23 protein-coding genes are annotated in these 25,159 nt (G+C 54.6%); 10 read left to right on the forward strand and 13 right to left on the reverse strand.

Annotation, left to right across the window (positions count from 1 at the left end; translation table 11 throughout):
• Positions 1–63: 63 nt before the first annotated feature.
• A complete protein-coding gene (polA, locus tag IQ265_RS08290; RefSeq protein ID WP_194052642.1) occupies positions 64–2,997 on the forward strand; it encodes a DNA polymerase I in 2,934 nt (977 codons plus the stop codon).
• Positions 2,998–3,019: 22 nt separating this feature from the next.
• Here the strand turns inward: polA and IQ265_RS08295 are convergent, their stop codons facing one another.
• Complete coding sequence (locus tag IQ265_RS08295; protein WP_194052336.1) at positions 3,020–3,796, reverse strand: DUF4058 family protein; 777 nt, start codon at positions 3,794–3,796, stop codon at positions 3,020–3,022.
• A 268-nt stretch (positions 3,797–4,064) separates the two neighbouring features.
• Positions 4,065–4,547: a hypothetical protein gene (locus IQ265_RS08300; RefSeq protein ID WP_194052338.1), complete on the reverse strand. Its 483-nt coding sequence runs from the start codon at positions 4,545–4,547 to the stop codon at positions 4,065–4,067.
• Positions 4,548–4,923: 376 nt separating this feature from the next.
• On the opposite strand from IQ265_RS08300, the gene IQ265_RS08305 reads away from it, so the two are divergent.
• The gene (locus IQ265_RS08305) at positions 4,924–7,938 is read left to right on the forward strand and encodes a pentapeptide repeat-containing protein (RefSeq protein WP_194052339.1); all 3,015 of its coding nucleotides are present in this window, start codon (positions 4,924–4,926) and stop codon (positions 7,936–7,938) included.
• Positions 7,939–8,372: 434 nt separating this feature from the next.
• Here the strand turns inward: IQ265_RS08305 and IQ265_RS08310 are convergent, their stop codons facing one another.
• The 5 genes from IQ265_RS08310 to IQ265_RS08330 form a co-directional block, all read right to left on the reverse strand.
• Positions 8,373–8,597: a type II toxin-antitoxin system MqsA family antitoxin gene (locus IQ265_RS08310; protein WP_194052340.1), complete on the reverse strand. Its 225-nt coding sequence runs from the start codon at positions 8,595–8,597 to the stop codon at positions 8,373–8,375.
• The gene (locus IQ265_RS08315; protein WP_194052644.1) at positions 8,594–8,881 is read right to left on the reverse strand and encodes a DUF4258 domain-containing protein; all 288 of its coding nucleotides are present in this window, start codon (positions 8,879–8,881) and stop codon (positions 8,594–8,596) included. Before IQ265_RS08315 ends, IQ265_RS08310 begins: the two co-directional genes overlap by 4 nt.
• A gap of 87 nt (positions 8,882–8,968) precedes the next feature.
• Entirely contained in the window at positions 8,969–9,256 is a 288-nt protein-coding gene (locus IQ265_RS08320) for a hypothetical protein (RefSeq protein ID WP_194052341.1), read from the reverse strand.
• Positions 9,257–10,064: 808 nt separating this feature from the next.
• The gene (locus tag IQ265_RS08325) at positions 10,065–12,323 is read right to left on the reverse strand and encodes a transglycosylase domain-containing protein (RefSeq protein ID WP_194052342.1); all 2,259 of its coding nucleotides are present in this window, start codon (positions 12,321–12,323) and stop codon (positions 10,065–10,067) included.
• Positions 12,324–12,431: 108 nt separating this feature from the next.
• Positions 12,432–13,424 (reverse strand): stage II sporulation protein M, encoded by a 993-nt coding sequence (locus IQ265_RS08330; RefSeq protein ID WP_194052343.1) that lies wholly within the window; start codon positions 13,422–13,424, stop codon positions 12,432–12,434.
• A 104-nt stretch (positions 13,425–13,528) separates the two neighbouring features.
• On the opposite strand from IQ265_RS08330, the gene IQ265_RS08335 reads away from it, so the two are divergent.
• The 7 genes from IQ265_RS08335 to IQ265_RS08365 all read left to right on the forward strand — a co-directional run bounded on the left by IQ265_RS08335 (position 13,529) and on the right by IQ265_RS08365 (position 19,347).
• Positions 13,529–14,500, forward strand: a complete 972-nt coding sequence (locus IQ265_RS08335) for a hypothetical protein (RefSeq protein WP_194052344.1) — start codon at positions 13,529–13,531, stop codon at positions 14,498–14,500.
• Positions 14,501–14,638: 138 nt separating this feature from the next.
• Positions 14,639–15,418, forward strand: a complete 780-nt coding sequence (locus IQ265_RS08340) for an RDD family protein (RefSeq protein ID WP_194052345.1) — start codon at positions 14,639–14,641, stop codon at positions 15,416–15,418.
• A 169-nt stretch (positions 15,419–15,587) separates the two neighbouring features.
• The gene (locus tag IQ265_RS08345; RefSeq protein ID WP_194052347.1) at positions 15,588–16,271 is read left to right on the forward strand and encodes a zinc metallopeptidase; all 684 of its coding nucleotides are present in this window, start codon (positions 15,588–15,590) and stop codon (positions 16,269–16,271) included.
• Between the two features lie 12 nt (positions 16,272–16,283).
• A complete protein-coding gene (psb28, locus tag IQ265_RS08350) occupies positions 16,284–16,670 on the forward strand; it encodes a photosystem II reaction center protein Psb28 (RefSeq protein ID WP_194052349.1) in 387 nt (128 codons plus the stop codon).
• 68 nt (positions 16,671–16,738) lie between these two features.
• Positions 16,739–17,659: a TIGR01777 family oxidoreductase gene (locus IQ265_RS08355; RefSeq protein ID WP_194052352.1), complete on the forward strand. Its 921-nt coding sequence runs from the start codon at positions 16,739–16,741 to the stop codon at positions 17,657–17,659.
• A gap of 39 nt (positions 17,660–17,698) precedes the next feature.
• Positions 17,699–18,334, forward strand: coding sequence for a pyridoxamine 5'-phosphate oxidase (gene pdxH, locus IQ265_RS08360; protein ID WP_194052354.1), 636 nt, complete (start codon positions 17,699–17,701; stop codon positions 18,332–18,334).
• 281 nt (positions 18,335–18,615) lie between these two features.
• A complete protein-coding gene (locus IQ265_RS08365; protein WP_194052356.1) occupies positions 18,616–19,347 on the forward strand; it encodes a toll/interleukin-1 receptor domain-containing protein in 732 nt (243 codons plus the stop codon).
• A 27-nt stretch (positions 19,348–19,374) separates the two neighbouring features.
• On the opposite strand, the gene IQ265_RS08370 is transcribed toward IQ265_RS08365, so the two are convergent.
• Positions 19,375–19,878, reverse strand: coding sequence for a Uma2 family endonuclease (locus IQ265_RS08370; RefSeq protein WP_194052358.1), 504 nt, complete (start codon positions 19,876–19,878; stop codon positions 19,375–19,377).
• Positions 19,871–21,280, reverse strand: coding sequence for a TldD/PmbA family protein (locus IQ265_RS08375; RefSeq protein WP_194052360.1), 1,410 nt, complete (start codon positions 21,278–21,280; stop codon positions 19,871–19,873). Before IQ265_RS08375 ends, IQ265_RS08370 begins: the two co-directional genes overlap by 8 nt.
• A gap of 67 nt (positions 21,281–21,347) precedes the next feature.
• Between IQ265_RS08375 and IQ265_RS08380 the strand changes: the two genes are divergently transcribed.
• Positions 21,348–21,929: a DUF3611 family protein gene (locus tag IQ265_RS08380; protein ID WP_194052362.1), complete on the forward strand. Its 582-nt coding sequence runs from the start codon at positions 21,348–21,350 to the stop codon at positions 21,927–21,929.
• On the opposite strand, the gene fabG is transcribed toward IQ265_RS08380, so the two are convergent.
• The 4 genes from fabG to IQ265_RS08400 all read right to left on the reverse strand — a co-directional run bounded on the left by fabG (position 21,926) and on the right by IQ265_RS08400 (position 25,156).
• The gene (gene fabG / locus IQ265_RS08385) at positions 21,926–22,684 is read right to left on the reverse strand and encodes a 3-oxoacyl-[acyl-carrier-protein] reductase (RefSeq protein ID WP_194052364.1); all 759 of its coding nucleotides are present in this window, start codon (positions 22,682–22,684) and stop codon (positions 21,926–21,928) included. The two genes, IQ265_RS08380 and fabG, sit on opposite strands and share 4 nt — an antisense overlap.
• Before the next feature lie 131 nt (positions 22,685–22,815).
• Entirely contained in the window at positions 22,816–23,400 is a 585-nt protein-coding gene (locus IQ265_RS08390) for a prepilin-type N-terminal cleavage/methylation domain-containing protein (RefSeq protein WP_194052366.1), read from the reverse strand.
• Between the two features lie 59 nt (positions 23,401–23,459).
• Positions 23,460–24,434, reverse strand: a complete 975-nt coding sequence (locus tag IQ265_RS08395) for a type II secretion system protein (protein ID WP_194052368.1) — start codon at positions 24,432–24,434, stop codon at positions 23,460–23,462.
• 38 nt (positions 24,435–24,472) lie between these two features.
• Positions 24,473–25,156, reverse strand: a complete 684-nt coding sequence (locus IQ265_RS08400) for a prepilin-type N-terminal cleavage/methylation domain-containing protein (RefSeq protein ID WP_194052370.1) — start codon at positions 25,154–25,156, stop codon at positions 24,473–24,475.
• Positions 25,157–25,159 lie beyond the last annotated feature (3 nt).

The raw sequence follows: 25,159 nt of genomic DNA on the forward strand, positions 1-25,159 counted from the left end.
AATCCTCGACCCCCAGAAACCGCTGTGGCAGCCACCCCCTCCCAGGCCGACAAACCCACCCTCATGTTGGTAGACGGCCATTCCCTGGCCTTTCGCTCGTACTTCGCCTTCGCCAAAAACGCCGACGGCGGTTTGCGCACCTCCACCGGCATTCCCACCAGCGTGTGCTACGGCTTCTTAAAGTCGCTGCTCGACATGATGGAGGTCGAAAAGCCCCAGTATGCCGCCGTCGCCTTTGACCTCGACCAGCCCACCTTTCGCCACACGGCAGACAGCACCTACAAGGATGGCCGCCCCGAGGCTCCCGAGGGCTTTGGCGAAGATGTGCGCAACCTCAAGAAACTGCTGAGCGACTTTGGTCTCAATATCTACGTAGCCCCCGGCTTTGAGGCCGACGACGTGATTGGCACGCTAGCTACTAAAGCGCTGGCTGAAGGGTTTTGCGTCAAAATTCTCAGCGGCGATCAGGATCTGTTTCAGCTCATCGACCCCGACGAGTGCATTACCGTGCTGCACCTGGGCAGCGCCTTTGCCAAGGGACCAAAAACGGGGATGGCCCAGGAGTTTAAGATCGAGGAGGTCAAGGCCAAGCTCGATATTTTTCCTCACCAGGTGGTGGATTACAAAGCCCTGTGCGGTGACTCGTCGGACAATATCCCCGGCGTGAAGGGCATCGGGGCCAAAACCGCCGCCAAGCTGCTGGCGGAGTATGGCGATTTAGATGCCATCTATGCCGACATCGACAATATTAAGGGGGCAACTCAGAAGAAGCTGATCGAGGGCAAAGAGTCGGCCTACCACTCGCGCTACATGGCCAAAATTATTACCGATATTCCCGATGGGGAGTTGCCCATCGACTTAGCCACCTGCAAGCTGGATGGATTTGACCCTGACGTGGTGATACCGGCGCTTAAGAAGCTGGAGTTCCAAAACTTTGTCAACCGATTGGGCAAGCTGCAGGTGGCCTTTGGTGGAGCTGCGGCCGAAGAGACCGCTGCCAAGGCCGCCCAAGCTTTGGGTCAGTCAGCTAATACGAATAACGATCAAGCATCCACGAAGCCCCGCTTTTACGATACTGGCGGTGCCGATGTGGCCTTCTTTACGGCAGAGGAAACCGACAATGCTCAGGGGGTGGATGAGGTGGCCATTCAGCCCCAAATCATCGCTACCGAAGCTCAGCTCTACGAGCTGCTCGACATTCTCTCGGCCCAAAAAGACCCCGCTACCCCCGTCGCTTGGGATACCGAGACCACGTCGCTGGAACCGCGAGACGCTACTCTGGTGGGCATCGGCTGCTGCTGGGGCACTGGACGGGATCAGATGGCCTATATTCCGGTCGGTCATGCCGAAGGCCAGAATCTTCCTTTAGAAATAGTGCTCGACAACCTCCGTCAAATACTGGAGAGCGACGAGTTTCCGAAGGCGCTGCAAAATGCGAAATACGATCGCCTAGTGCTGCGTCATCAGGGCGTGCAGCTAGCGGGGGTAGTTTTTGACACTATGCTGGCCAGCTATGTGCTGAATCCCGAAGGCAGCCACAACCTGACCGACCTCAGCCTGCGCTACCTCAACCTAGTGGCCCAGAGCTACGAAGATCTGGTGCCCAAGGGCAAAACCATTGCTGATATGGCGATCGCCGCTGTCGCCCACTACTGCGGGGCCGATGTTCACACCACCTACTTGCTGGTGCCCAGGCTGCAGGCTGAGTTAGACCAGGTGCCCGATCTCAAAACCCTGTTTACTGATGTCGAGGTTCCCCTGGAGCCGGTACTGGCCGAGATGGAGTGCACTGGCATTCGCGTTGACCCCGACTATCTGGCCACCTTCTCGAAACAGCTCGAAACCGACCTGGCTCGCATTGAGCAGGAGGCCTATGAGCACGCGGGAGAAACCTTTAACCTGGGCTCACCCAAGCAGCTCGCTGAGCTGCTGTTTGAAAAGCTGGGCCTCGACAAGCGCAAGTCGCGCAAAAACAAGTCGGGAGGCTACTCCACCGATGCCGCCACCCTCGAAAAGCTCCAGGGCGACCATGCCGTAGTGGATTTGGTGGTCGAACACCGCACCCTCTCAAAGCTGAAATCGACTTATGTAGATGCCCTGCCCACGCTGATTCGCCCCGAAACCCACCGGGTACACACCGACTTTAACCAGGCGGTGACGGCTACGGGGCGACTGTCATCCTCGAACCCAAACCTGCAAAATATTCCCATTCGCACCGCCTTCAGCCGCAAAATTCGAGCGGCGTTTATTCCAGAACCAGGCTGGCAGCTGGTGGCCGCCGACTACTCACAGATCGAGTTGCGTATTCTCGCCCACCTCAGCGGCGAGTCGGTGCTGGTGGAAGCCTACAGCACGGGCGACGACGTTCACGCCCTGACCGCCAAACTGCTGTTTGAGAAAGACGAGATTACCGCTGAAGAGCGGCGGGCGGGCAAGGTCATTAACTTTGGCATTATTTACGGCATGGGGGCTTCGCGCTTTGCCCGCGAGGCTGGGGTAAACCGGGCCGATGCGAAGACGTTTATCGATCGCTACTACGATCGCTACCCCAAGGTGTTTGAATACCTGCAGCAGATGCAGCGAGAGGCGATCGCCCAGGGCTACGTGCAAACTATTTTTGGCCGGCGGCGGTACTTTAACTTTACCGACGGCAAGCTGCGATCGCTGCGCGGTAGTGACCCCGCTTCTATTGATCTAGACAACATCCGCCCCGGCGGCTTCGATGCCGGATCGCTGCGGGCCGCCGCCAACGCCCCGATCCAGGGCAGCAGCGCCGACATCATCAAAATCGCCATGATTCGCTTGCACGAGTTGCTGAAAGACTACCAGGCCAATTTGCTCTTGCAGGTGCACGACGAACTGGTGTTTGAGGTGCCCCCCGCCGAGTGGGACGAGCTACAGCCCAAAATTATCGCCACTATGGAATCGGCGGTGACGCTAAAGGTGCCTCTCAAGGTCGAGGCCCACGCTGGCCCCAACTGGATGGAGGCGAAGTAAAACCGCGCCAGCTACCTCAATGTCATCGCTGCTCAAGCTGGGCCGCAATCCAGGTTTCCTCCTCTTTTGAGAAAGCGGGCGGGGGAGGCAGTTCGCCATAGTTCAGTGAAAGATCGTAGGCGGCTTCGTCGTAGATTTCGATGAGGGCAGCCTGTAACTCTAGCGGCACATCTTCATCGGGTGGCTGTAGCGGAATGGGTACCACCGGCAGCGGTGATGTCAGCGGCACGGGCCAAATTTCAGTCTTTTTCGCACTGGCCCGAGTCAGGGCGATGCAGTAGGGCACCGAGGGCAACCGGCTCTGGGCAAAGGGGCGCGTTCCTCGACGTAGCAAATCTATTTCTAAGAGGTGAACGTTGGCGGCATAGAGCCGTCTTCGCTTTTGGCGGTAGGCCGCTAATCCTGGTTCTCGCTTGTTGACTGGAGACAAAATTTCAAGACTGGTCACCAGCCGATTTTTAGCAACGTCTCGAATTTCAACCGCGGTGATGCGAACGTCAACAGTTTCAGGGAACGGCAGGGTCAGGCTCGGTGGGGTAATAATGGCTGTATCGGTGCTGCTGTTTTGGCGAATCTGTTGTTGACCTAGGGCTTCTAGCACTTCGACATCGGGGTATAAGATGCCGATTTCGCCTTCCGGGAAGGGATCTTCTGCCAAGTAGATCTCTAAACGAGCGATGTACCTGGGGCGCAGCAGCGGGGCGAGCTTCTGGCGAATTTTGCTCGCCAGAGCGCTGTGGACATCGGGCCACAGATACCCTTCAAGGTAAGGATCCATACCAGGAAAGGGAGAAGGCATGGTTCAACCATGGATGACGCTTTCCAAATCCTAAGCGATGCAGAGGATAACCGTTGTCGAAGGTCCTCAATCGGCCAACAGCAAAGGGGGATGGCTAACTAAAATCAGCCATCCCCCTGAGGTGTTTTGAGCGTAAGCGTCCCTGCAATGATGCTGGCTGAGCGAAGTCGTTCGCTCTGCGTCTCCCGAAGGGAGAAAGCCAAAACCTACCCGAGATGTCCCCTTCGACTTCGCTCAGGAAACGGTTACTTTTGAGCCAAGTGGTGTTTTAGGCGGCCATGTCATCGCTGGCTTTGGCGCGGCGACGGCCTAGGGCTTTGAAGCGTTCGCCTAGCTGGTCGGCGACGCTCTTGAGGCCGGGGGAGTGGCGGGCGGCGGTTTTGGCGTAGTCGTAGACGAGCAGGCTGCTGCTCATCGATTCGCTGCCGACGGCGAGTAGGGTGTCGTCAACGGTTTCGGTGAGCTGCTCTAGCAGGCCCAGCACTTCGCTGAGGGCGACGGTGAGTTGGTAGTCGCGGTTAAACTCGGCAATGTCAAAGTTGCTGGGCACAATGCTGGGATTGTTTTGGGTGGCGGTGACACTGTTGCGAACGAAGGCGAGGCTTTTGTCACCCATTTTGAAGCGCTTGCGGCGTTCGGCGGGGGTGAGGTTGATGAGAAAGGGGAGATTTTTGTGGATGGCGGCGATCGCCGCTTTGATCTCGCCCATGGCCTGGTCTGACACGGCGGCGCTGATGTTTTCGTAGGGCATACCCTGATGTCTCCTTGTTTTTAGATGCGAGTAAGGTTGGCTTGAGCGGGCAAAACGCTGGAATGGTTTGCTCGCTCATAGGTGAAACATGCCCTGCGATCGGTGGGAGAGATCGAGATATGCCCTCACTCCGAGGTGATTCAGCCATTAGGCTGAGGGTAAGCTCATCATCACATCACTACTAGATTCTCTAGTCCACCTGTAGAGGTCATGCTCAAGGCAACAAGTTTTGTTCAAAATATGTAGCCTTCTAAGATCTTTGGCTAAGGTTTGAGGGAAGGAAAACAGCCCACTCTTACGTTGAGTTGCTTTCTGTTTTACTCCTAGCTTTACAAGCTGCGTAGTGTCGATTCAACTGGTATCCCTGCAAAAAACAATGAGCGGAATTACCCCTAAAAAGCCCACATCGATCTGGAAGCGCCCCCTACAAGTCAAGTTTGGTGATTTAGCTACGGCTTTGGGCAAGGTCGCCATCACTGGATCTTTTGGCCTTTGGCCAGAAACAGCCAGCGGCGGGGTAGATATCTTAGCTGCTCTGGGTATCCAGGGAGATGAAGTAGGGGCTATAGCCTGGATGCTGGTGCAACGATCCCTGTTACAGGCCATGTCAGAATTAACTGGCGAGTGTAAAACCGACCTTATCGATAAGTCGCCCAACTTCAAACTACTGTGTGAACAGCTTGATCATGCTCTGGAAAACAGTGAACTTTCCCTAGATCCAAAGTTCTTCAACCGTCCCAAGCAATTGCCCGTTGTAGAAGAAGTGAAGGCCCCGTTTAGACAGTGGTTACAGACTTACGGCCTATCGCCACAACAAGCTCAGTCTTTGGCTGATCGCTTGCCCCGCTATTTTGTCTTTGCCCTCAATGAACAGTGGCGTGCCAATCCGACTGATTATGTCTTACTACAACAGTCCCTTGGTGGTCCCTTCGAGGCAGCCAATGAACGGGAACTAGCGTGGATGCGCTACGCCGCATGGCTACAGCGACGAGTGGATGAACCCATGTTTGCTGAAGCCTTTGGCCTACGGCAAGTGTATATTCCCCTGCGGGCTTATTATGAATGCAAGATTGAGCCTTCAAAGTCCGACGACCTGTACTACAGCGCCACCAGGCAAGATGAAACTACTCTACGGTTTGTGGTCGATTTACAGACTGCTGTTCTTGATTGGCTAGACAAGGCTGAAAAAGATGATGCCATCCGCATTATTTGCGGCGGACCAGGCTGCGGCAAGTCCTCGTTTGGGCGTATGCTGGCAGCCTACCTGACAGAAACCGAGAAGCTACCAGTATTATTTATACCGTTGCACCAATTTGATCCATCCGGAGATCTAGTTGATGCTCTCAACAACTTTTTACGAACAGATCTGGATAGCATTCTACCTCCCAATCCATTGAAAAAAGGGAACTCAGAACAACAGCTACTTCTAATTTTTGACGGGCTGGATGAGTTGGCCATGCAAGGTAAAGTGGCGGCACAAGTTGCTCAAGACTTTGTACGGGAGGTACAAAAGAAATTATTAGCCTTTAATCGTACTGAAGCCCGTGTTTTTGCCTTAATCAGTGGACGGGATCCGGCAATACAAACTATTAAAACGGAGTTTCGAAAAGTAGGGCAAGTTCTTCACGTTTTGCCCTACTTCCAAACCGAGGAAGAAAGGAGAAAACATAATTACAGTAAAAAAGAAGAAGAAGAGCAAAAACTTCTTCAGCAAGACCAGCGGCAAACCTGGTGGCAAACCTATGGACAGCTAAAGGGCAAAGACTATGCCAAGATGCCGGAAGAATTGAACCAGGGCAAGCTGATCGAAATTACCGCTCAGCCCCTACTGAACTATCTTGTTGCCCTCAGCTACGACCGCAACGAAATCAACTTTTCCGCAGAAAGCAACCTCAATATTATCTACAATGACCTGTTAACTCAGGTATATCAACGAGATTGGGAAGGCTATAAACACCCTGCCCTGGGAAACATTGAAAAAAAAGACTTTATTCGCATTCTCGAAGAAATTGCTGTTGCCTGTTGGCATGGTAACGGGCGTACTGCAACTATTAGGCGCATTGCTGACCGTTGTGCCAGCGGCACCCTAAAACGAGTACTGGAAATTTTCGAAGGAGGGGCTAACGAAGGTGTCACTCGTTTACTCACTGCCTTTTATTTTCGACAAAGTGACATTCAAGGCAGCGAAGCAACCTTTGAATTTACTCACAAAAGCTTTGCCGAATATCTTATTGCCCGCCGTATTGTTTTGGAATTGAATCTAATTCAAGAGGAATTTTCTCGGCACTGCGAAAATATTGATGTAGGCTGGGATGAAAAAGAATGCCTCAAAAGATGGATCACTCTATGCGGCATCATAGAACTGGATAAGTATATTTTGATTTTTTTAAGAGCCGAAGTAGCCTGTCAAGACATTTCCAAGATTTTATCGTGGCAAAAGGTTTTGTGTGAGATTTTCGCTTTTGGTTTACGCTATGGAATGCCTATGGAATATTTAAAGGATCGTCCTGGCTTATTAATTGAAATTCAAATGTCACAAAACTCAGAATTTGCCCTTTTGGCATGCATAAATGCCTGTTCCAGAGTAAGCAAAGTAGCCTTGAAGATTGATTGGCCTTCTTCACATTGCTTCTCCAAGTGGATAAGAATTATTCAAGCCCAGAGCAGCAAATACAATCCCAAAAGCATAATCAGGGATTGCCTCAATTATTTAGATTTTCATGGATGCAATTTAAGCGGATTAAACTTAACTTCATTCAATCTAGAAGGTTCGATTTTTGAGATGGCTCAATTCAATAACTCAAATCTTGAAGGAGTCAACTTAACTCATGCCAACTTAGCAAAGGCTAGTTTCTGCGAGGCCAATCTTTCTAACTCTATTCTCCGGAATGCAAAGATGAATGGGGTTGACTTAAGTGAAGCCATTTTAAGATCAGCCGATTTTGGTCTTTCAAACTTAGAAAATTCAATTCTTTGCGGCTCTGATATTTCCTATGCCAGGATGAATCATACTAATTTGACCAATGTAGATTTTGGTGCGTCTAATGCCAGCGGCACGGATTTTTTGCATGCAGATTTAACTAACGCTACCTTTACAGGCTCTAAACTTAGTTATTCTAATTTCAGTTTTTGCAAGCTTGATGGAGTTTCTTTCGCTCAAGCAAACTTACAAGAAGCCATATTTTTTAATGTTGATCTAAGCAAGACGGATGGACTTACTCTTGGAGAAATGATTAACGAGGATTCTCCTTACATTTGCAAGTCCAAAATGCCTATAAATTTGCAATCGTCCTTCGATGAAAATTTAATGGTAGAAAGATTTTTGCGGCTAATGGTAGATCATAAAGTCTTTTATAATCAAGAGGAGGCAAAAAACTTCTTGCTTGATTAAAGTTATTTTGTCATAAGCCCGCTAGCCAGCTCTACGATCTCCACAAACAGCCGTATTCACGCCGAGCATGGGCACAAGTGAAGCCTCACTACCAACCCTTACCACTTCAGGCGTTAGGGTTAATAATAAAATAAGAGCAACTACCATGCTGCAAGGTGTTATGGCCCAAATCATCCTTCACCTCTCCGATGACCTGGCAGAACGCCTAGCCCCTTTCCGGGATAGGCTGCCAGAACTGCTTGAGCGTGGGTTGCAGGACATGTTGGAAGAACCTGCTCCAGACAACCCCGCTCCAGAATCAGAGTTAAGCCCTTCTCCACAACACATAGAGTTATTCAGGCTTCTTCGCCAACTCCGCACCAATATTCAAGCCAAGCACGGAACCTACCAAGGCGAGCTGCTAGCCGAGACTCGTTCAGATCGGGAAAGATGACTCAAGCCGCATAACGGCGAATTTCAACCTCTGCACCGCTGGCAATGGCTTCTTCTGCCCGTTCTAGCAATTTCCCTGTCACCTCATCACCGAGGTAATATTCACCGCAGTTTTCGCAGACCTCAGCAGGCACCCGCTTAAATACGACGATCGCACCCTCCCGTTCTAAGGTAACCGTCACCAGCCCCGCTTTAGTTTGTCCTTGTTTGCAAATGACACAGTTCATGGTTGCTTCCGAGTTTTAAAGTCAGGTTGCCACAGGTCTAAATCTGGCTCATAAGCAGTAATGACATAGACCGTCAGGGTTTCGGCATCCCTTGCCGCGACCACATGAATGGGGCGCTGATTCACTACCCCTAGCATAAGGTAGCTAGGATAAGGGCGATCATCAGGATATTCAGCGATCGCTTCCCCACTAGCAAGCACTGTCTTCACATCGTCTCGGCTGATACTGCGCTGAAACATCTGCTTAACAGCATGACCTGAGAAAACAATTGTCTGATAATCCACCTTGGCCAATAGTCCTAGAAGGAACTTAATCCATCATTACCGAAAAGATCCCTGGATTCTCGGAGAATCCAGGGATCTAATTCACCACTAACCTAACTGGCGATCGCGCAGCAGCAAGCTAAATACCTCCCCTTGTTCTGGGGTAATCAGTATCCCCGACTCGGGTATCGTGAACTGGCGGCTCCACTCTAGCCGCTCGGCGTATTGCAGCAGATGCAGGTGGTTGATCGCCCCCTGCACCCCCTCCGGCGAGCCAATCGCCAGATGGCGCAATCGCTCGCGCCCCGGCTGAGCCTTAGGATTCGCTAGCAGCAGCGGCGGACGGGTCGCCGCACCCCCACGGGCCGACGACGCCAAAAATGGCAAACACAACATAATCGGGTTCCTTTCCGATGAAACGACGGGTAAGAAACCCAAAAACTTGGCCGCCCCAGACATGTACAGTTCAGGGCGGCCAGGTAAGATCAACCTTAGCCTCCGAGACTGGGTAAGACAGTCGACGGGGTTAGCCGCTGGTTGGTGTTGACGCACCTTCCAGCGGCGCTTGACCAAATTTTTGGGAAGACAAGCTGCACGCACACAGCTATAGCTCAGTAAGATATCCTATTCAGACCACACAGACAAGTTAACTTTGTTACGACTTGAGCATCAGAATCAAGGGCGGCAAATTGTCCTCGGGCAGCAACACCCGCAGAGATCCCCCCTTGATCCCTCCTAAAGAAAGGGGTGAGGGCAACCCCGCCTAAATCTCTAGCTCAGCAACGAAAAAACTTCCCCCTTTTTAAGGGAGTGACGAATAGCACTAAGACCACAAAAAACCGGGGGATCTCTCAACCTGGCTGAGTAGCCTCCGAACCTAGTCGAGTAGCTGCTGAGCTTAGCGGAGTAGTTCCCCAGCTTGGTCGAGTAGCCTCTGAGCTTAGTCGGGCAGTCTCTAAGCTTAGATGATTAGTCTTTGAGCTTAGTCGAGTAATCTCCGAACCTAGTCGAGTAGTCTTTGAGCTTAGACGAGTAGTCTTCGAGCTTAGACGAGTAGTCTTCGAGCTTAGACGAGTAGTCTCTGAACCTAGTCGAGTAATCTCCGAGCCTAGCTAAGTAGTCTCTGAGCCTAGTCAAGCAAGCTCCGAATCGAGAATATCCGAAAGAAACTTTGGGTAAAGCTTTATTTGTGCTGACTGGCCTTCTACTGCACCACCTGGCGCATGTAGTTGCCCCACACCGCCGCCGCCTGGCCGCTGCTGCCTCGGGTTGGGGTATTGTCATCGTTGCCCAGCCAAACGCCTGTGGTTAAATTTCGCCCTGGCACAAAGCCAATAAACCAGAGGTCGCGGTTGTCGTCGGTGGTGCCGGTTTTGCCCGCCTCACCCAGGCCCAAAAAGGCGCTGCGCCCGGTGCCGCCCTGCACAACCCCTTGCAGCAGCCCGGTGAGGGTACTAGCGATCGCAGGATCGATGGCCTGACGGTTTGAGTCGCCCGCCTGCCCAAACTCGTAGATCACCCGGCAGGTGCTGATGTCGTTGGGGTCGGCGCAGTCGCTGCTGTCGAGCACTCGCTCAATGCCGTGGGGGCGATTCCACACGCCATTGTTGGCCACCGCCGCAAAGGAGCCGGTAATTTCTAGCGGAGTGACTTCGCTTTCGCCCAGGGTAAGACCGGGGGAAGCCACGAGCTTAGACTCAATGCCCAGACGCTCAGCCATATCAATAACGTTGCGCAAGCCCGCCTCTTGAGCAATTCGCAGGGCCACGACGTTTTCAGAGCGGGCCATACCCGCATACATGTCGAGCGCCCCCGACCCCGAGCGACAGCCCGCAAACCGCTGCCCGCTCCAGTTCATCGGTGTGCAGGAAAACGATTGACCTGGGGAAATACCCTGCTCTAGAGCCGCCCCATAGGCAAACAGCTTAAAGGTTGAACCAGGCTGGCGCAGGGCTTGAGAGGCCCGGTTAAACTGGCTTTCGCCAAAGTCAACGCCGCCAACCAGGGCGCGAATGGCCCCATTGCTACTGTCGAGGGTAACGACTGCCCCCTGAGAATAGGCGAGAGCCGCACCTTGGGTAGCGACATCCTGGCTGAGGGCACTTTCAGCGGCGGCTTGCAGGTTGAGGTCAACGCTGGTTTGCACATAAAAATTGCCCTCGCGAGCCAGCGATGTGCCCAGCACGGCATCAAGCTCCTCAAAGACGTAGCTGTAGAAGTAGGGCGCACGAGTGTTCTGAAGCTGGCGGGTAGCATCGGGGCTGATTTCAATGCGCGATCGCCGCGCCCGCCGCGCTTCCTCCTGGCTGACCATGCCCAGGCCTACCATGCGATCGAGCACGCGATCGCGGTAATACACGGCAGCATCGTAGTTTTGCACTGGGTTAAAGGCATTGGGGCCAGGCAAGATGCCCACCAGAGTCGCCGCCTCCGAGAGGGTCAGGTCGCGGGCGGGTTTGTCAAAGTAAAACTGCGAGGCATCCTCAAATCCGTAGAGACTGTCGCCCAGGTAAACCCGGTTCAGGTAGGTCAGCAGCAAATAATTTTTGCTGTAGAAGGTCTCTAGCTTGAGGGCCGTCACCGCCTCGCGCAGCTTGCGCCCAGCCGAGTCTTCGGTGCCCACGTACTCGCGGTAAACACTGCGGGCCAGCTGCTGGGTAATTGTGCTGCCCCCCTGGAGCAGGCCGCCACCGCGCGTATTCACCACCACCGCCCGCAAAATGCCGAGGGGGTCTATCCCCAAGTGCCAGTAGTAGCGAGCATCTTCAGAGGCAATCAGAGCCTGGGGCAAGTAAGGCGAAAAGTCGCCTATGCGCCGCAGCTCTTGGTGAGACTGGGTCAGCTGCTCCCGCAGGGGCACAGTCGCTCCATCGTCTTCACCCAGTACCACCACCGGTCCCTGTACCGAGTCGGGCAGGGGCCGCATCGGAATTTTGGGCCACTCAACGCCTACAATCCAGGCCCCCACCGCCAGCGATAGCCCCGTAAACCCGTAGAGGGTATAGCGGGCAGTTTTGACGTACCAGGGGGGCGGTTCGCTAAACCGCAGCGTGACGGCGTCTTCAAGCTCTGGAGGGCCAAGGGTGTAGACATCGCCGTGGTTCATTACCGCCTGGGTCAGCCGCTTTTTGCCCCGATAGATGCCGTTGGTGGAGTTGCGATCCTTCATTACGAAGGGCTGGCTGGGGCGGTTGGTATCGCGGGTGAGGGTAGCGTGTACCTGGCTGACGATGGGGCTGGGGGCCACAATGTCGCACTGGGAGCTGCTGCGTCCCATAATGTAGTGCTCACCCAGCAGGGGATAGCTGGTGGGCTTGCCGTTAACCGTGACCTCTAGCTCGGCAGCGCGGGCACCAGGTTTGACGGCCAGTTTGCCAAAGTCAACCTTGGCTTGCACGGCCTGAAACGCCTGGGTAACAGTTTTGAGCAGAGTTCGGGGCTGAGGAGGATTTGGGGGCGACATGGCAAGTGGCAGTAAGCCCAACCTAAATACAGCCCCATTGTAATCATAAGCTCCATAATTGCTCTGGCAGATAGACCACTTTTAAAGGATGGTTAGCCAGGGAAATGACTACACAATTGGACGACGAACGCGACAGTACTGCACCAGAGCAACAAAAATAGCCGTCCCTGCTGCGTACTTTAGTCCATTGGGAATCCAGGTCTGGGGCGAGAAAAACCCTTCAATCAGCCCGGCAATCACCAGCATGGGGATGACGCCGTAGAGCAGCTGGGCCGCCTGTAGCCCGTAGAGCTTGAGGGCATCGACGCGGCGATAGGGACCGGGCAGCAAAATGCCCCGAGCCAGCAACAGGCCAGCCCCGCCAGCGATAAAGATGGCCGGTAGCTCTAGCGCCCCGTGGGGAAAGACAAACGCCCACAGGTCGTAGGCCAGATTGGCCTGGGCGACCAGCACGCCCACACAGCCAATCATCACGCCATTGAACACCAGCAGAAAAACCGTGAAGGTTCCCGGTGGCGTAATCATGGGCACCTGGGGTAGAAACATGGTGACGCCGCCCAAGAGCGCCTTCAGCGAAACGCCGATGTTGTTGATCATGATGCCGCTGGAGGCAACAGGTTCAACCCCCATAATCGACACTGTCCAGAGTTCCTGGCTGGTTTTCACCTCTTCGACAAATTCCTGACCCAGCACCAGGGTGAGAAAAGCCGGGTCTTGCCGGGCAAACCACCAGCCCATCAGCCCACCGATCGCAAACAGAGCCGTTGCGATCGCAATATAGCCCCAGCTCTGCTGCACCACCGCCGGAAAGCCGTAGCGGCAAAACTCCCACAGCGCCTGCCACTCCTGGCGGCGAGACCCTTGATAAATTTGGCTGTAGCTGCGGCTGGTGAGCCGCTGCAGGTCTTTGATCACGGCTTGGCCCACGCCGTTGCCCTTCGCCCGCGCCAAATCGGCTGACACCGACCGATAGAGGCTGGCCATGTGCCGTACTTGGCTTCCTGAGAGAGACCTGAGCCCAGTTTTTTCGGCCTGGGTTAGCAATGTTTCGAGCTGCCGCCAGCTCGCTTCTCGTCGAGCCATCCAACGCTGAACATTCATGAAGCAAAGCAGGATAAACGGGCATTCTAAACAGAAGTGTAGGCTAATCTCGAAATGAGCACCCACCAGATTACATCCCGTTTCATAAACCTCAGGAGTCGCTGATGAACCCATCTGCACAGCAGGGTAGCCAGCTCGGCCCCCTCAACCCTGGCGATGTCGTGAGCGCAGCCCTGCGACTTTACAAAGATCGCTTCAAGACCTTCTTTCAGCTGGCGGTGCTAGCGACGCTATGGCTGGTGGCTGGGATAGTCGGCCTGGGGCTAGCGATCGCGATTCTGGCAGGCATCGGCGCTGGGGTGGGCGGCGATGTTGGGGCCATTATCGGTGGCCTGTTGGGGTTGCTGGTCGGGTTTGCGCCCCTGCTTTACGGCTCAGCCAAGTACTACGCCCTCTCTAGCGTCATTGGTCGCCTGTCGTTTCAAGATTTAATCAACCAGCCCGAGACCTCCCTCGATGCCCAGCGTCAGGTCGCCCCCCGACTGGGCCAGTTTTTGCTGCTGGGCTTTTTGCTGCTGCTGGCCTATATGGCTTCATACCTGGTAGGTACCCTGGTAGCGTTCATCGCTGGCGGCAGCGTCGGTTTTTTGACGGCGGGCATTTTAACAGCGCTGATTAACCAAACGGTGGGCAGCATCATGGGCGTCTTTTTGGGCTTCCTGCTGGGCCTAGGAATTTTGCTAATCGCGCTGATCTGGGTGGCTTCGCGCCTGTTTATTGCTGAAGTAGTGCTCGCCATCGAGCCCCAGCAAGACGCTGGCGGCAGCATGACCCGCAGTTGGGAGCTAACCCAAACGGCGATCGTGCGCATTCAGATAGTATTTCTAGCCACGTTTTTAATTCAGCTGCCCCTGCTCTCAGTCACCAACTACATCCCCAGCATTTTGCTGGAGCTGCTGCCCGCCGACGGCGTTGTCTACGGCATTACCTTCGCCCTCAGCCTGATACTCAGCTTGTTCGGCAGTATGGTAGTGCTGCCCCTGTGGCAGGCCGTCAAGGGCGTACTCTACTACGACTTGCGCAGCCGCCGCGAGGGCCTCGATTTGGCTTTGCGCCATGGTAACCCTGAGTCGTAGAGGAGTGGGGGATGGGTGGATGAATTCAAAATTGACAATTCAAAATTTTGAATTTTGCACTTTGAATTTTGCACTTYSMRCCYWCCCMYNCCTCACCTCCCTCACCCTCCCCACCGACCTCACCCCTCCCACATCCCAATGCCCCTCTTCAACACCATCACCATCCGTACCCCCGAGAGCGTTGAGCTAGAGTTTGTGCTGGCTGGGGTGGGCAGCCGGGCCGTGGCGCTGACCCTCGACTACCTGTGTTTGGGCGCAGGGCTGGTGGGGCTAACCCTGGTCTACAGCTTTTTGCTGGTGCGACTGCTGGCGGTGGATACGGTGCTGTCGATTCCCAGTGAGACGGTGCAGCTTTGGGTGACGGCGATCGCAGCTGTTCTGGCTTTCTTTCTCTACATTGGCTACTTCGCGCTGTTTGAAACCTGGTGGTACGGCCAAACTCCCGGCAAGCGCTGCGCCAAAATCCGCGTCATTCGCGACGACGGTCAGCCCGAGCGGCTGCCTCAAGCCACGCTGCGATCGCTGCTGCGCCCCATCGACGACATTTTGTTCATTGGTTTTTTCTGCATTCTGCTCAGCAAAACCGAAAAACGGGTGGGCGACTGGCTGGCGGGCACCTTAGTGGTGCAAACCGACCCCGTCACCAACAGCCAAATTCGAGTGCCCGAGCGATCGCAGGCGATCGGCAAAGACCTGCTGGCACTGGTCGAGATCACCCGCCTCTCCCCCGACGACTTTGCCACCGTGCGTGAATTTCTGCAGCGGCGGCAGGCCATGAGCCCCAAGGCCAAAACCCTGGTCAGCGACCAGCTCGCCCGCCGCTTCAGAGGTCAGCTGGGGCTCGAAACCCTGCCCACCGAGATGACCACCGATACCTTTTTAGAAGCAATCTACTTTGCCTATCAGGAAGGCAATTAGGGCGCTAAGGGGTGAGGAGTAGGGGAAGACTTCGGTAGATACCTCCGGCTCCTTCCAAATCACTTCCCGTCAATCATTAGGAACCCGTAAAGCTTAGAGCATCCTTATAGCCAGGCTGCTATCATTCGCAGCATGGTTTTGCTGCTCACCCTACATCCTGTTCCAGGTCATGTTCTTCGACCCTATTTACATCCTGCTGGTTGCTATACCCACGGCCATTCTCACTTTTTGGGCACAGAGTAAGGTCAAAGGCACCTATCGCAAGTACTCGCAGGTGCAGTCCAACATGGGCATGACTGGGGCTCAGGTGGCTCAAACCATTCTGGTCAAGAAGGGCGTGCGCAACATCAAAGTCGAGCCAGTGGCGGGCGAATTGACCGATCATTACGATCCCAGCGCCAAAGCGGTACGCCTCTCCCAGGGAATTTACGGCTCCGGGTCGCTGGCGGCGGCGGCGGTGGCGGCCCACGAGTGCGGTCACGTGCTGCAAGACGTCGAAGGCTACAAGTTTATGAACCTGCGCGCAGCCCTGGTACCGGCGGTAAATTTGGGCTCTAGGCTTGGCCCCATGCTGATTATGGCGGGGCTAATTTTCAACTTTTTGAACCTGGCCTGGCTGGGGGTGATTTTCTTTGCCACAGTGCTGCTGTTTCATGTGGTTACCCTGCCAGTCGAGTTTGATGCCTCACGCCGTGCCCTGCGGCTGGTTGATGAGTTGGGCATTCTTCAGGGCGAAGAGAATAAGGGGGCACGAGCTGTGCTGAGCGCTGCGGCCCTGACCTACGTAGCCACTGCCTTCACGGCGTTTCTCAACCTGTTGTACTACATAATATTGATCAACCGCCGCCGTTAAACCCGCGCTGCTATGACCGCTCCATTGCCGACTGCTCCATCGCCAACGGTTGAGTTTTACGAAGGTATTGCCGAAACCATCGACAACATCAGCCTCAGGCGCGATCGCGCGACGAACAATCGCATTGTGCTGCTGACCTTTAACCAACTGCGGGCGATCGAGCAGTTTCAGAGTTTTCGCAGTCGGTTTGCCAGAGCGCTGAAGCTAGTCGATGAGGAAGGCGCGATCGCCATTGAGCCAGAGGGAATTAAGTTTATTTTTGGCGGTCCCGAAGGCGACGACCTGCAGCGGGTAGAGTGCAAGCTGGTCATCGATCGCGACGATCACTGGGATCGCCTGATGCGTTTTATGCAGCGCTATGCCCAAGCCAACGGTATGGCCTATGGTGAATCGCCCTAGGCAGATGGTTTATCCTAGACCAAGCCCACCGCTATGGCAGGGTCTTGTTTACCCAGAGTCAGGTGCCCATGAAAATTGCAATTACTGGAGCCACAGGTTTCGTCGGTAGTCGCCTGGTAGAACGGCTCCAGGCCGACGGTCACAGCGTTGTGGTGCTCACCCGCAGCGTTGAGCATGGTCGTCACGCGTTTCCCGCCGCCAAGTTTCCCCAGGTCGAGGTGGTGGGCTACAGCCCGCTGGCATCGGGTGGGTGGCAAGATGGCGTGTTCTCAGGCTGCGATGGCGTGGTAAACCTGGCCGGAGCACCGATCTCAGAGCGCTGGAGCGACGAGCACAAGCAGGCCATTATGGATAGCCGCAAGGTGGGCACCGAAAAGCTCGTCGAAGCCCTGGCCAAGGCTGACCCAAAGCCAGCGGTATGGGTCAACGCCTCCGCCATTGGCTACTACGGCACCAGCGAAACCGCCACCTTTGACGAAACCAGCACCCCAATCGACAACGATTTTCTCTCCCAAGTATGTCAGGCCTGGGAGGGGGCGGCTCAATCGGTCAAAAACCACGGTACTCGTCTGGTAATTTTGCGCTTTGGCATTGTGCTGGGCATGGGTGGGGCGGTGGCCAAAATGCTGACCCCCTTTCGCATGTTTGCCGGAGGCCCCATTGGCAGCGGACGTCAGTGGTTCTCCTGGATTCACCGTGACGATGTCGTCAGCCTGATTGTGCAGGCCCTGCAAGATCCTCAGATGGAGGGGGTTTACAACGCTACGGCCCCCAACCCCGTGCGCATGGGCGAGTTTTGCAAAACCCTCGGCAACGTGCTAAATCGCCCCTCCTGGCTGCCGGTTCCCGATTTTGTGCTAGAAGCAATTTTGGGCGACGGTGCCCAGGTGGTCTTGGAGGGCCAACAGGTGCTGCCCAAACGTACCGAGGCCAGCGGGTTCACCTATCACTACAAGCAGGTGAAAGCCGCCCTCGAAGATATCGTTTGAGCTTCAGTTTTTACCCCTAGAGAGTTGCTAAAACACGCCATGGATATTGGTGAGCTGCGTCGCGACTATACCCAGCGGGGCCTCGATGCCACCGACCTCGACCCCGACCCCTTTGCCCAGTTTGAGCTGTGGTTTCAGCAGGCCCGCGAGGCCGACCTGCTGGAGCCCAACGCCCTGGTGCTGTCGACGGTATCGGCTGAGGGAGCGCCCTATCAGCGCACGGTGTTACTCAAATATTTTGACCGCAGTGGTTTTGTGTTCTTCACCAACTACGGCAGCCGCAAGGCCCAGCACATCGCGGCCAACGCTCAGGTGTCGCTGCTGTTTCCCTGGTACCCGCTAGAGCGGCAGCTGGCGATCGCAGGTACCGCCAGCAAAATTTCGGCAGCGGAGTCGCTCCGGTATTTTTCATCGCGCCCTCGCGGTAGTCAGCTGGGGGCCTGGGTATCGCAGCAGAGCAGCGTTATCCCTTCGCGGCAGCTGCTAGAGCTGCAGTTTGACAAGATGAAGGAAAAATTCCTCAACCAAGAAGTACCCCTGCCCGATTTCTGGGGGGGCTACCGGGTCAAGCCCACCAGCTTTGAGTTCTGGCAGGGGCGACCCAGCCGCCTGCACGATCGCTTTTTGTACAGCCTAGACCAGAGTGAGTGGAGAATTTCTCGGCTATCGCCCTGATGTTGAAGCTAACTTAGCGCAGAAGAACTTTACAGGTTTTTCTCTAAAGGAAGGCAAAAATTCGGTGAGCCGACCAGGTTTCCTAACTTGAGTCCAGCTTGGGCACAAGTAAATGTTGCCGTCGCAAAATATCTTGAGAATTGTTAGATATATAACTTACCCTAAGTAACTCAAGATGAGAGCATTACTTGAGGCGGCTCTATTGTCGCTCTCAAAGCCAGCTTTTTGCTGCGAGCAGAAGACTTATCTATTTTACCAATCAATCCTGTATTAACAAGAAGATGAAAAAATACGGAAAGATTTTTATCTCCTACCGACGAACTGATAGCCCTTCCGAGAGTGAGCGTATTTACGAGCGTCTGTCGCAAGAGTTTGGTGAGGATAACGTATACAAAGATGTTTATTCTATTGCCGCTGGGTCAGATTATAGAGAAGACATAAAAAATGCCCTCGAGCAATGCGATGTCTTGATAGTCGTCATCGGCAAAGATTGGCTAACCGTGCTTGAAACAGGCAAGAAAATGCGACGATTAGACAACCCAAAAGATTGGGTTAGGCTTGAGGTAGAAACAGCTTTAGAGCGCAAAATAGTTATCATCCCCGTCCTCGTAGGTGGAGCAGATTTGCCTCAAATTCACGAATTACCAAATAATTTGAAGAAGCTCATTTATTTTAACAGTGCCAAAATCCGTGAATATCAAGACTTCAAACGCGACATGGAAGACTTAATAAAAAGTATCAAGTCTCATTTTTCCAGTAAAGGTCTTACTTTTTCAGACTCTCAAAAGCCCAAAGATAATCAGAACACAGAAGCAGTTCAGGTTGCTTTCCGCCCACCTAAACTTAAAAAGAAAGAAAGTACAACTACAAGTGATAAAGTACTTTGCTTTGTGTTTACTGTTTTAGCTTTTGCCTTCCCAGTAATTGCTTCCAACCTTTTTATGGACATATTCGGATTTCTGTTCTTTATTGTAATCGCAACAATGTGTGTTTACGAAAAAGAAGGACGATGATACGTGGGCAATCGATCGCCTGTCGCCCTAAACCAGCAGGCTAAAATCAACCCGCTCATAAATATCCATCATCGGCAGACGGGCATCGGTAATGGCCAACTCTACCACCGAGTCCAGCCCCGTCTGGGCAGTCATACCCCACAGGTGCTCTTCAGCCCGGTAAAACTGCTCGACTCGAGCCTCGGCCTGGTGCACGAACAGGTAAGCCTGCAGATACGGAATCGTTCGGCATTGGCGAAAAATTTCGCCTCGCTCTGGCAGTGTCGCCGCCTTTGGACTGTAACCAGGGGTTGGATTGGCCAAAATCTCAAACATGACGCAGGGGTTGAGCACGCGATCGCTCTGGCCGTCGTGTAGCAGCGGCTCACCCGCCACCACCAGCAGGTCAGGATACACGCCAAAGCCCTGGTCCGGCAGCCACACTTGCACGCCTCGGGGCAGCACCTCATAGAGGCTGTGGCCACAAGTAACATCCATCAGGCGCATCAGGTTGCGTAAGATGCGGCCCTGGTTAACCGAACCATCACTCATACCAGTCTTCGGCTTCGCCCCCCACAACCACATTGCGAATCCGGAGACTAGGGCCACCGCAGCCTACGGGTAGCCCATTCTGCCCGCCCTTGCCGCAGCCCCCCGACTCATCCCAGTAAAAGTCGTCGCCGATCGCCTCGATATCGGCCAGGGTGCGAAACACATTGCCCGACAGGGTAACATCCCGCACGGGTTCGGCGAGCTGCCCATTGCGAATCATCCAGGCTTCGCCAGCCGTAAAGGTAAACATTTCGCCATTGGTCATACCCTCCAGCCAGTTGCGGGCATAGACCCCTTCTTTAATGTCGGCAAACAGGTCATTGACGGGGGTGGTGCCGCGCTCAATCCAGGTGTTGGTCATGCGCACCAGCGGCGAGTAGTGGTAGTTGAGGCAGCGGGCGTTGCCGGTGGGCTGCTCGCCCAGCTTGCCCGCCGTCTCGCGAGAGTGCAACCGCCCGACCAGCACCCCATCTTGAATCAGCTGGGTGGTGGTAGCAGGGGTGCCTTCGTCGTCGTAAAAATAGCTGCCGCGATGACCCTCGGGGGCTGCCCCGTCGAAAATTTGCAGACCGCTGGGGCCAAACCGGCGTCCCATGCTCATTGATTCCAGCAAGTCGGGATTCTCGTAGGCCATATCAGCTTCCGAAAGGTGGCCAAAGGCTTCGTGGACAAACAGCCCGGTCAGAATTGGGTCAATCACTACATTGTAGGTGCCCCCCCGCACCGAAGGTAGCTCTAGCGCCGCAACAGCCCGCTGGGCTGCCTCCATCACCTGGGTATCCAGATTCTCCAGGTCTTCGTAGGCTTTGCGCGAACCCGTCGTTTCGCGCCCGGTTTGCACGGTGTCGCCATCGCGGGCGGTGGCGGCAAACCGCATTTCCATATCCGACCAGGCCTGATCGATCAGGGTGCCTTCGGAGGTGGCCAACAGCACCCGCTGCGCGACATCGGTGTAGCGAACGGAGGTCGTGGCAATGCGATGGTCTACACTCTGGAGCAGGTCGGCGTAGTGGCTACACAGGGCTTTTTTGCGGGCCAGAGGAATAAAGCGGGGGTCGGTACCCGCCAGGGGTAGGCGACGGGCAACCCGCACCGGGTCGATGGGGGCCAGCAGGGTTTCATCGTGGCCGACCAGACGAGCCGCAGCTACAGCCGCTTCCACACAGGGGGCCAAGCTCTCCAGATCGTTGAAGCTGGCAAAGCCCCAACCGCCCCGATAGCAAGCCCGCACATGCCCCCCGATCGCGATCGCCTCGCTGAGGGTCTCAGCCTTTCCGCCCCGCAAAAAGACATCGGTGCCCTCAGACTGCTCTAGGCGAATCGCCAGGTAGTCTACCTGCACCCCCCAGCGATCGCACAGTTCCTGCATTCGGGTCTTAGCCTGATCAATCGCCTCTGCCATATCCCTACCCTGCCGCTTTTCCCAAATGTATCATTCAGAAGCCCCTGCCCAGGCTAAGATCACAGGTATGACTACAGACTTTGACTACACCCTACCTCCCGCCGTACGGCGCATCTCAGGCTCCTTTCGCCTAGTGGGCTGGATTAGCTTTTGGACTCAGGTTGTGCTGGCCGCGATCTCGAGCCTGGTGCTGATGTTTGCCCTGGTAAACTTGGGGGCGCGATCGGGTCAAAGCAGTAACCCCGGCACTGGTGTAGGCTTACTGTTTGCGGCCCTAGGCCTGGTAGCGGTTTACATGAGCGCCTTTTGGGCCTTTCGCTACACTCGCCTAGGACGGCGGCTGCGCAGTCACGACACCACCAAGCGACCCAGCCCCAAAGACGCTCTCCAGGCCCTACGGCTGGGCACCGTCATCAGCATGGTAGGCATGTTAATTACCCTGTTTGGCAGTCAAGCGCTAATTGGGTCACTGTTGGGTAAAGCCTTGGCCCAGCCCCAGGGAGGTACAGTGTTTGTGCCCGGCAACATTAATCAATACGTCGAGGCTTTCGACATTTTTGTCGTGCAGGCCAACACCAACACTTTGTTGGCCCACTTTGTATCATTGGCCGCAACGCTGTGGCTGCTGCGCATTGTGAACCGCGCCTAAGCCATCACCATGCCACCGTCAACGTTAAAGACCTGGCCAGTAATGTAGGCCGCTGCGGGGTCGGCCGCCAAAAACCTCACCATACCGGCAATATCTGCGGGCTGGCCAAACCGCCCCAGGGGAATAAACTTGAGAATCTCTTCGGTGTTGTTCAAGTCGCCGGTCATGTCGGTCTCAATGAAGCCAGGAGCCACGGCATTGGCCGTTACGCCCCGACTGGCTAGCTCTTTAGCCACAGTTTTAGTAAAACCAATCACCCCAGCCTTAGCGGCGCTGTAGTTCGCCTGCCCAGGGTTACCCATTTGCCCAGCTACAGAGGCAATATTGATGATGCGGCCCGATCGCTGCTTTAGCATGATTTTGGCTACAGCGCGGGTACACAGAAATACCCCGGTCAGATTGAGGTCAATGACCGCCTGCCAGTCTTCGGGCTTCATCCGCAGCAGCAGGGTATCACGGGTGATGCCGGCATTGTTGACTAAAATATCGACCCGACCAAATTTCTCTAAAGTACCGCTGATCAACGCATCGACCTGGTCTGCCTGTGAGACATCGGCTTGAATAGCCACAGCGCTGCCACCATCCGCCAAAATTTCGGCCACCACTTCATCAGCAGCAGCGCTAGAGCGGGCATAGTTTACAACAACCTGAGCCCCGACTGCGGCAAGCGTTATGGCCACAGCTCGACCAATGCCGCGTGAAGCCCCCGTAACCACAGCAACCTGGCCCTCCAGGGATGGGGATGATGCGCTCATGGGGTCACCTCGCTCAGCAAAACGTGCCCATTGTTTTTATCACAAAACGGGGGCCAGGCGAGAGGGGCAGCCGCAGCATAGCCAGCTTTACTGCTCTAGAAGCCGCCTACGTGTCTGAAGCTTACTCCTAGCTAGTTGAGGCCAACCCTGGGGTTGTCACACTCGGTATTGTTGGCAGTTTTGAGACTGCCCAGCAGATTGGCCACAATCACGCACTGTTTAATTGCGCCTGGCCCACCGTTAACAACAATGACAAAGGGTATACTGTTGCGATCGGTCGGTAGTCCCTGATGGTTGAAGGCAATATTGTTAACTGCCGTATCTTTAGAGCCGTCAGGCCTTACCCGATAGGCCTCTAGCCTAATTTGGCCAGAGCGGTTGGCCTCGCCGCCAAGCTCCTGAGGCGTACCTGTAAACACGGGGTTACCGGCAGCGTCAAAGTTTAGAGATCCAATTCTCAGCGTGGGTTTGGAGACGGCAGTAGTCACTACTTCTACTCGGCGGGCCTGGCGCAGTTGAATGGCATCCTGCTGAGCGTTTCTAATGGTTTGAACAACATCGCTGCGTACAGCGATCGCCCGCTGGCGACTGGAAAAGGCAAACCAGCTCGGCGCTGCGATCGCGGCTAGCACAGCAGCAATAACCACCACTACCAGTACCTCAATGAGGGTAAACCCTGCTTTAGACTGTTTAGCCGATGTGCTCAGGCGTTTCATAGCAGGCACCAGAATAAAATAACTCAAATTTGATTAGGCTAAAAAATGTACCCGAGTTACTACAGGCCAGGCTGTTTATCGAGCACTCCCCGAATGAGTACTTCAGACCTCAAGGTGGGCAACCTGCCAGCCTGTGAAAAGGCACCAAGACCAGAATTTTCAGTACTGGCGTTACCCCGCAAAAACACAATTAGCGTTTGGTTGCTGCCGACAGTTAGACTGGGATCGTCGCGGTTAACTTGGGTAGTTCCTTGCCGTACACAAGCGTAGAAGTTATTGGCATTGGCTGGAGTTTGCAGATAGCCCGTTGGGCACAAGCCGGTAGTGGCTGCGTTTGTATCCGTATTATCGACGAAGTCGGTGAGCACTGACAGGTTGCGGGGGGTAGCCCCTGTTCCCTTAGTCCACCTATCAAAGGTATTGGTGCTGCCGGTCGGTTCTGTATAGCCAGGCGTAATATTTAGGGTAGATAACCCAGTTGCCGTGTACTTGGGTAGCTCGTAGCGCACAATTCTAGACTTGCCACCCCAAATGTCGTTCCCAGTATTTTGTTGCTGGGCATAGACCACCAAGGTGTAGTAGCCCTGGCGAAGCTTTAAGGTGTCGCATTCATTCCGTTTGACCCCCGAAAACGTCGTAGAACAAGCGTTGTTGAAAAAGGTTCTAACGTTTGCATTGTTGGGGTCTAGCGGATCTAGCCGCCAAAAAGCCAGCACCGGCACTTCACCCGGGTTAGGAAAGTTATCGAGTTGGCCAGTGACAGCATCAGGGGTTGAGTAAATAAATACAGCCTCCCCCGCATCGCGGGTAATGTAGTCGATCGCGCGACGCATGTCTTGCTGAGTTTGCGTAAGTATCTCTTCACGGCGGTTGATTTTTAGCAGCTCAACTACCAGGTACAGCATGGTGCCAACTATCAGCGACCCCACTACGATCGCTACCAGCAGCTCAATCAGGGTAAAGCCACGCTGCCCAGTTCGTTCAGCCCGTAGTAGCCCAGCAAGCATTAAATTCATAGCGGCTTTTTTAGCCATAGGGTGTCACCCTCAAAAGACAGTTGTAGATCGCACAATTAGTTGCAACCGGTAGGTACCGAAGCTGCTGCATTGAGATGCTGAATGTATTGGCAGAGAGAAGTACCCCCCTCACCTACCGTGACATTTGTATAGAGCGCAACTAGCGGGCGACGGCTCCGCTGCCCTTCGCCACTGACCATGCGTAGAGAAGCAGGATCTTTGGCCAAGCTACCGGTACCATTCAGCACGGCATCGTAGTCGTACACCCGCACGCCCATGCCAAAGGTGACAGGCACATTGCCCACAAACCTGCCCGGCGTGCGGTAAACCTGCACCGCAAACTGGTTGCCATTGAGCGTCGCTGTGCGGGTTTGAAAGGCCGTAGTTGGTGCAGTTACAGGGGCACCGTAGTTTGGGCCTGCCACCTCAGCCACTCTACTATCTGGGTTGGCACCTGTAATGGCAACAGCAGGCGGTAAGTTGCCAATGTTGGCCTCAGACCGTTCGACGAGTAAACGCACCCGATCAATTTCAGACTGAGCCAGCTCTAGGGCCTGCTCGGCCTTCTGGCTTTGCACCCGAGTAGCTACCGAAATAACTAGGGCAGGAGCAATGGCACTGCTAACCAGGCCCACAATAATAATGGCGACTAGACATTCGATTAGGGTCAAGCCCTGCTGCCCTTGGGCCGGGGAGCGCCCCCCAGCCCGGTAAAGATAGCGTTTGAGACGATTTGTCATCAC

Source organism: Nodosilinea sp. LEGE 06152 (assembly GCF_015207525.1).
Lineage (GTDB): Bacteria > Cyanobacteriota > Cyanobacteriia > Phormidesmidales > Phormidesmidaceae > Nodosilinea.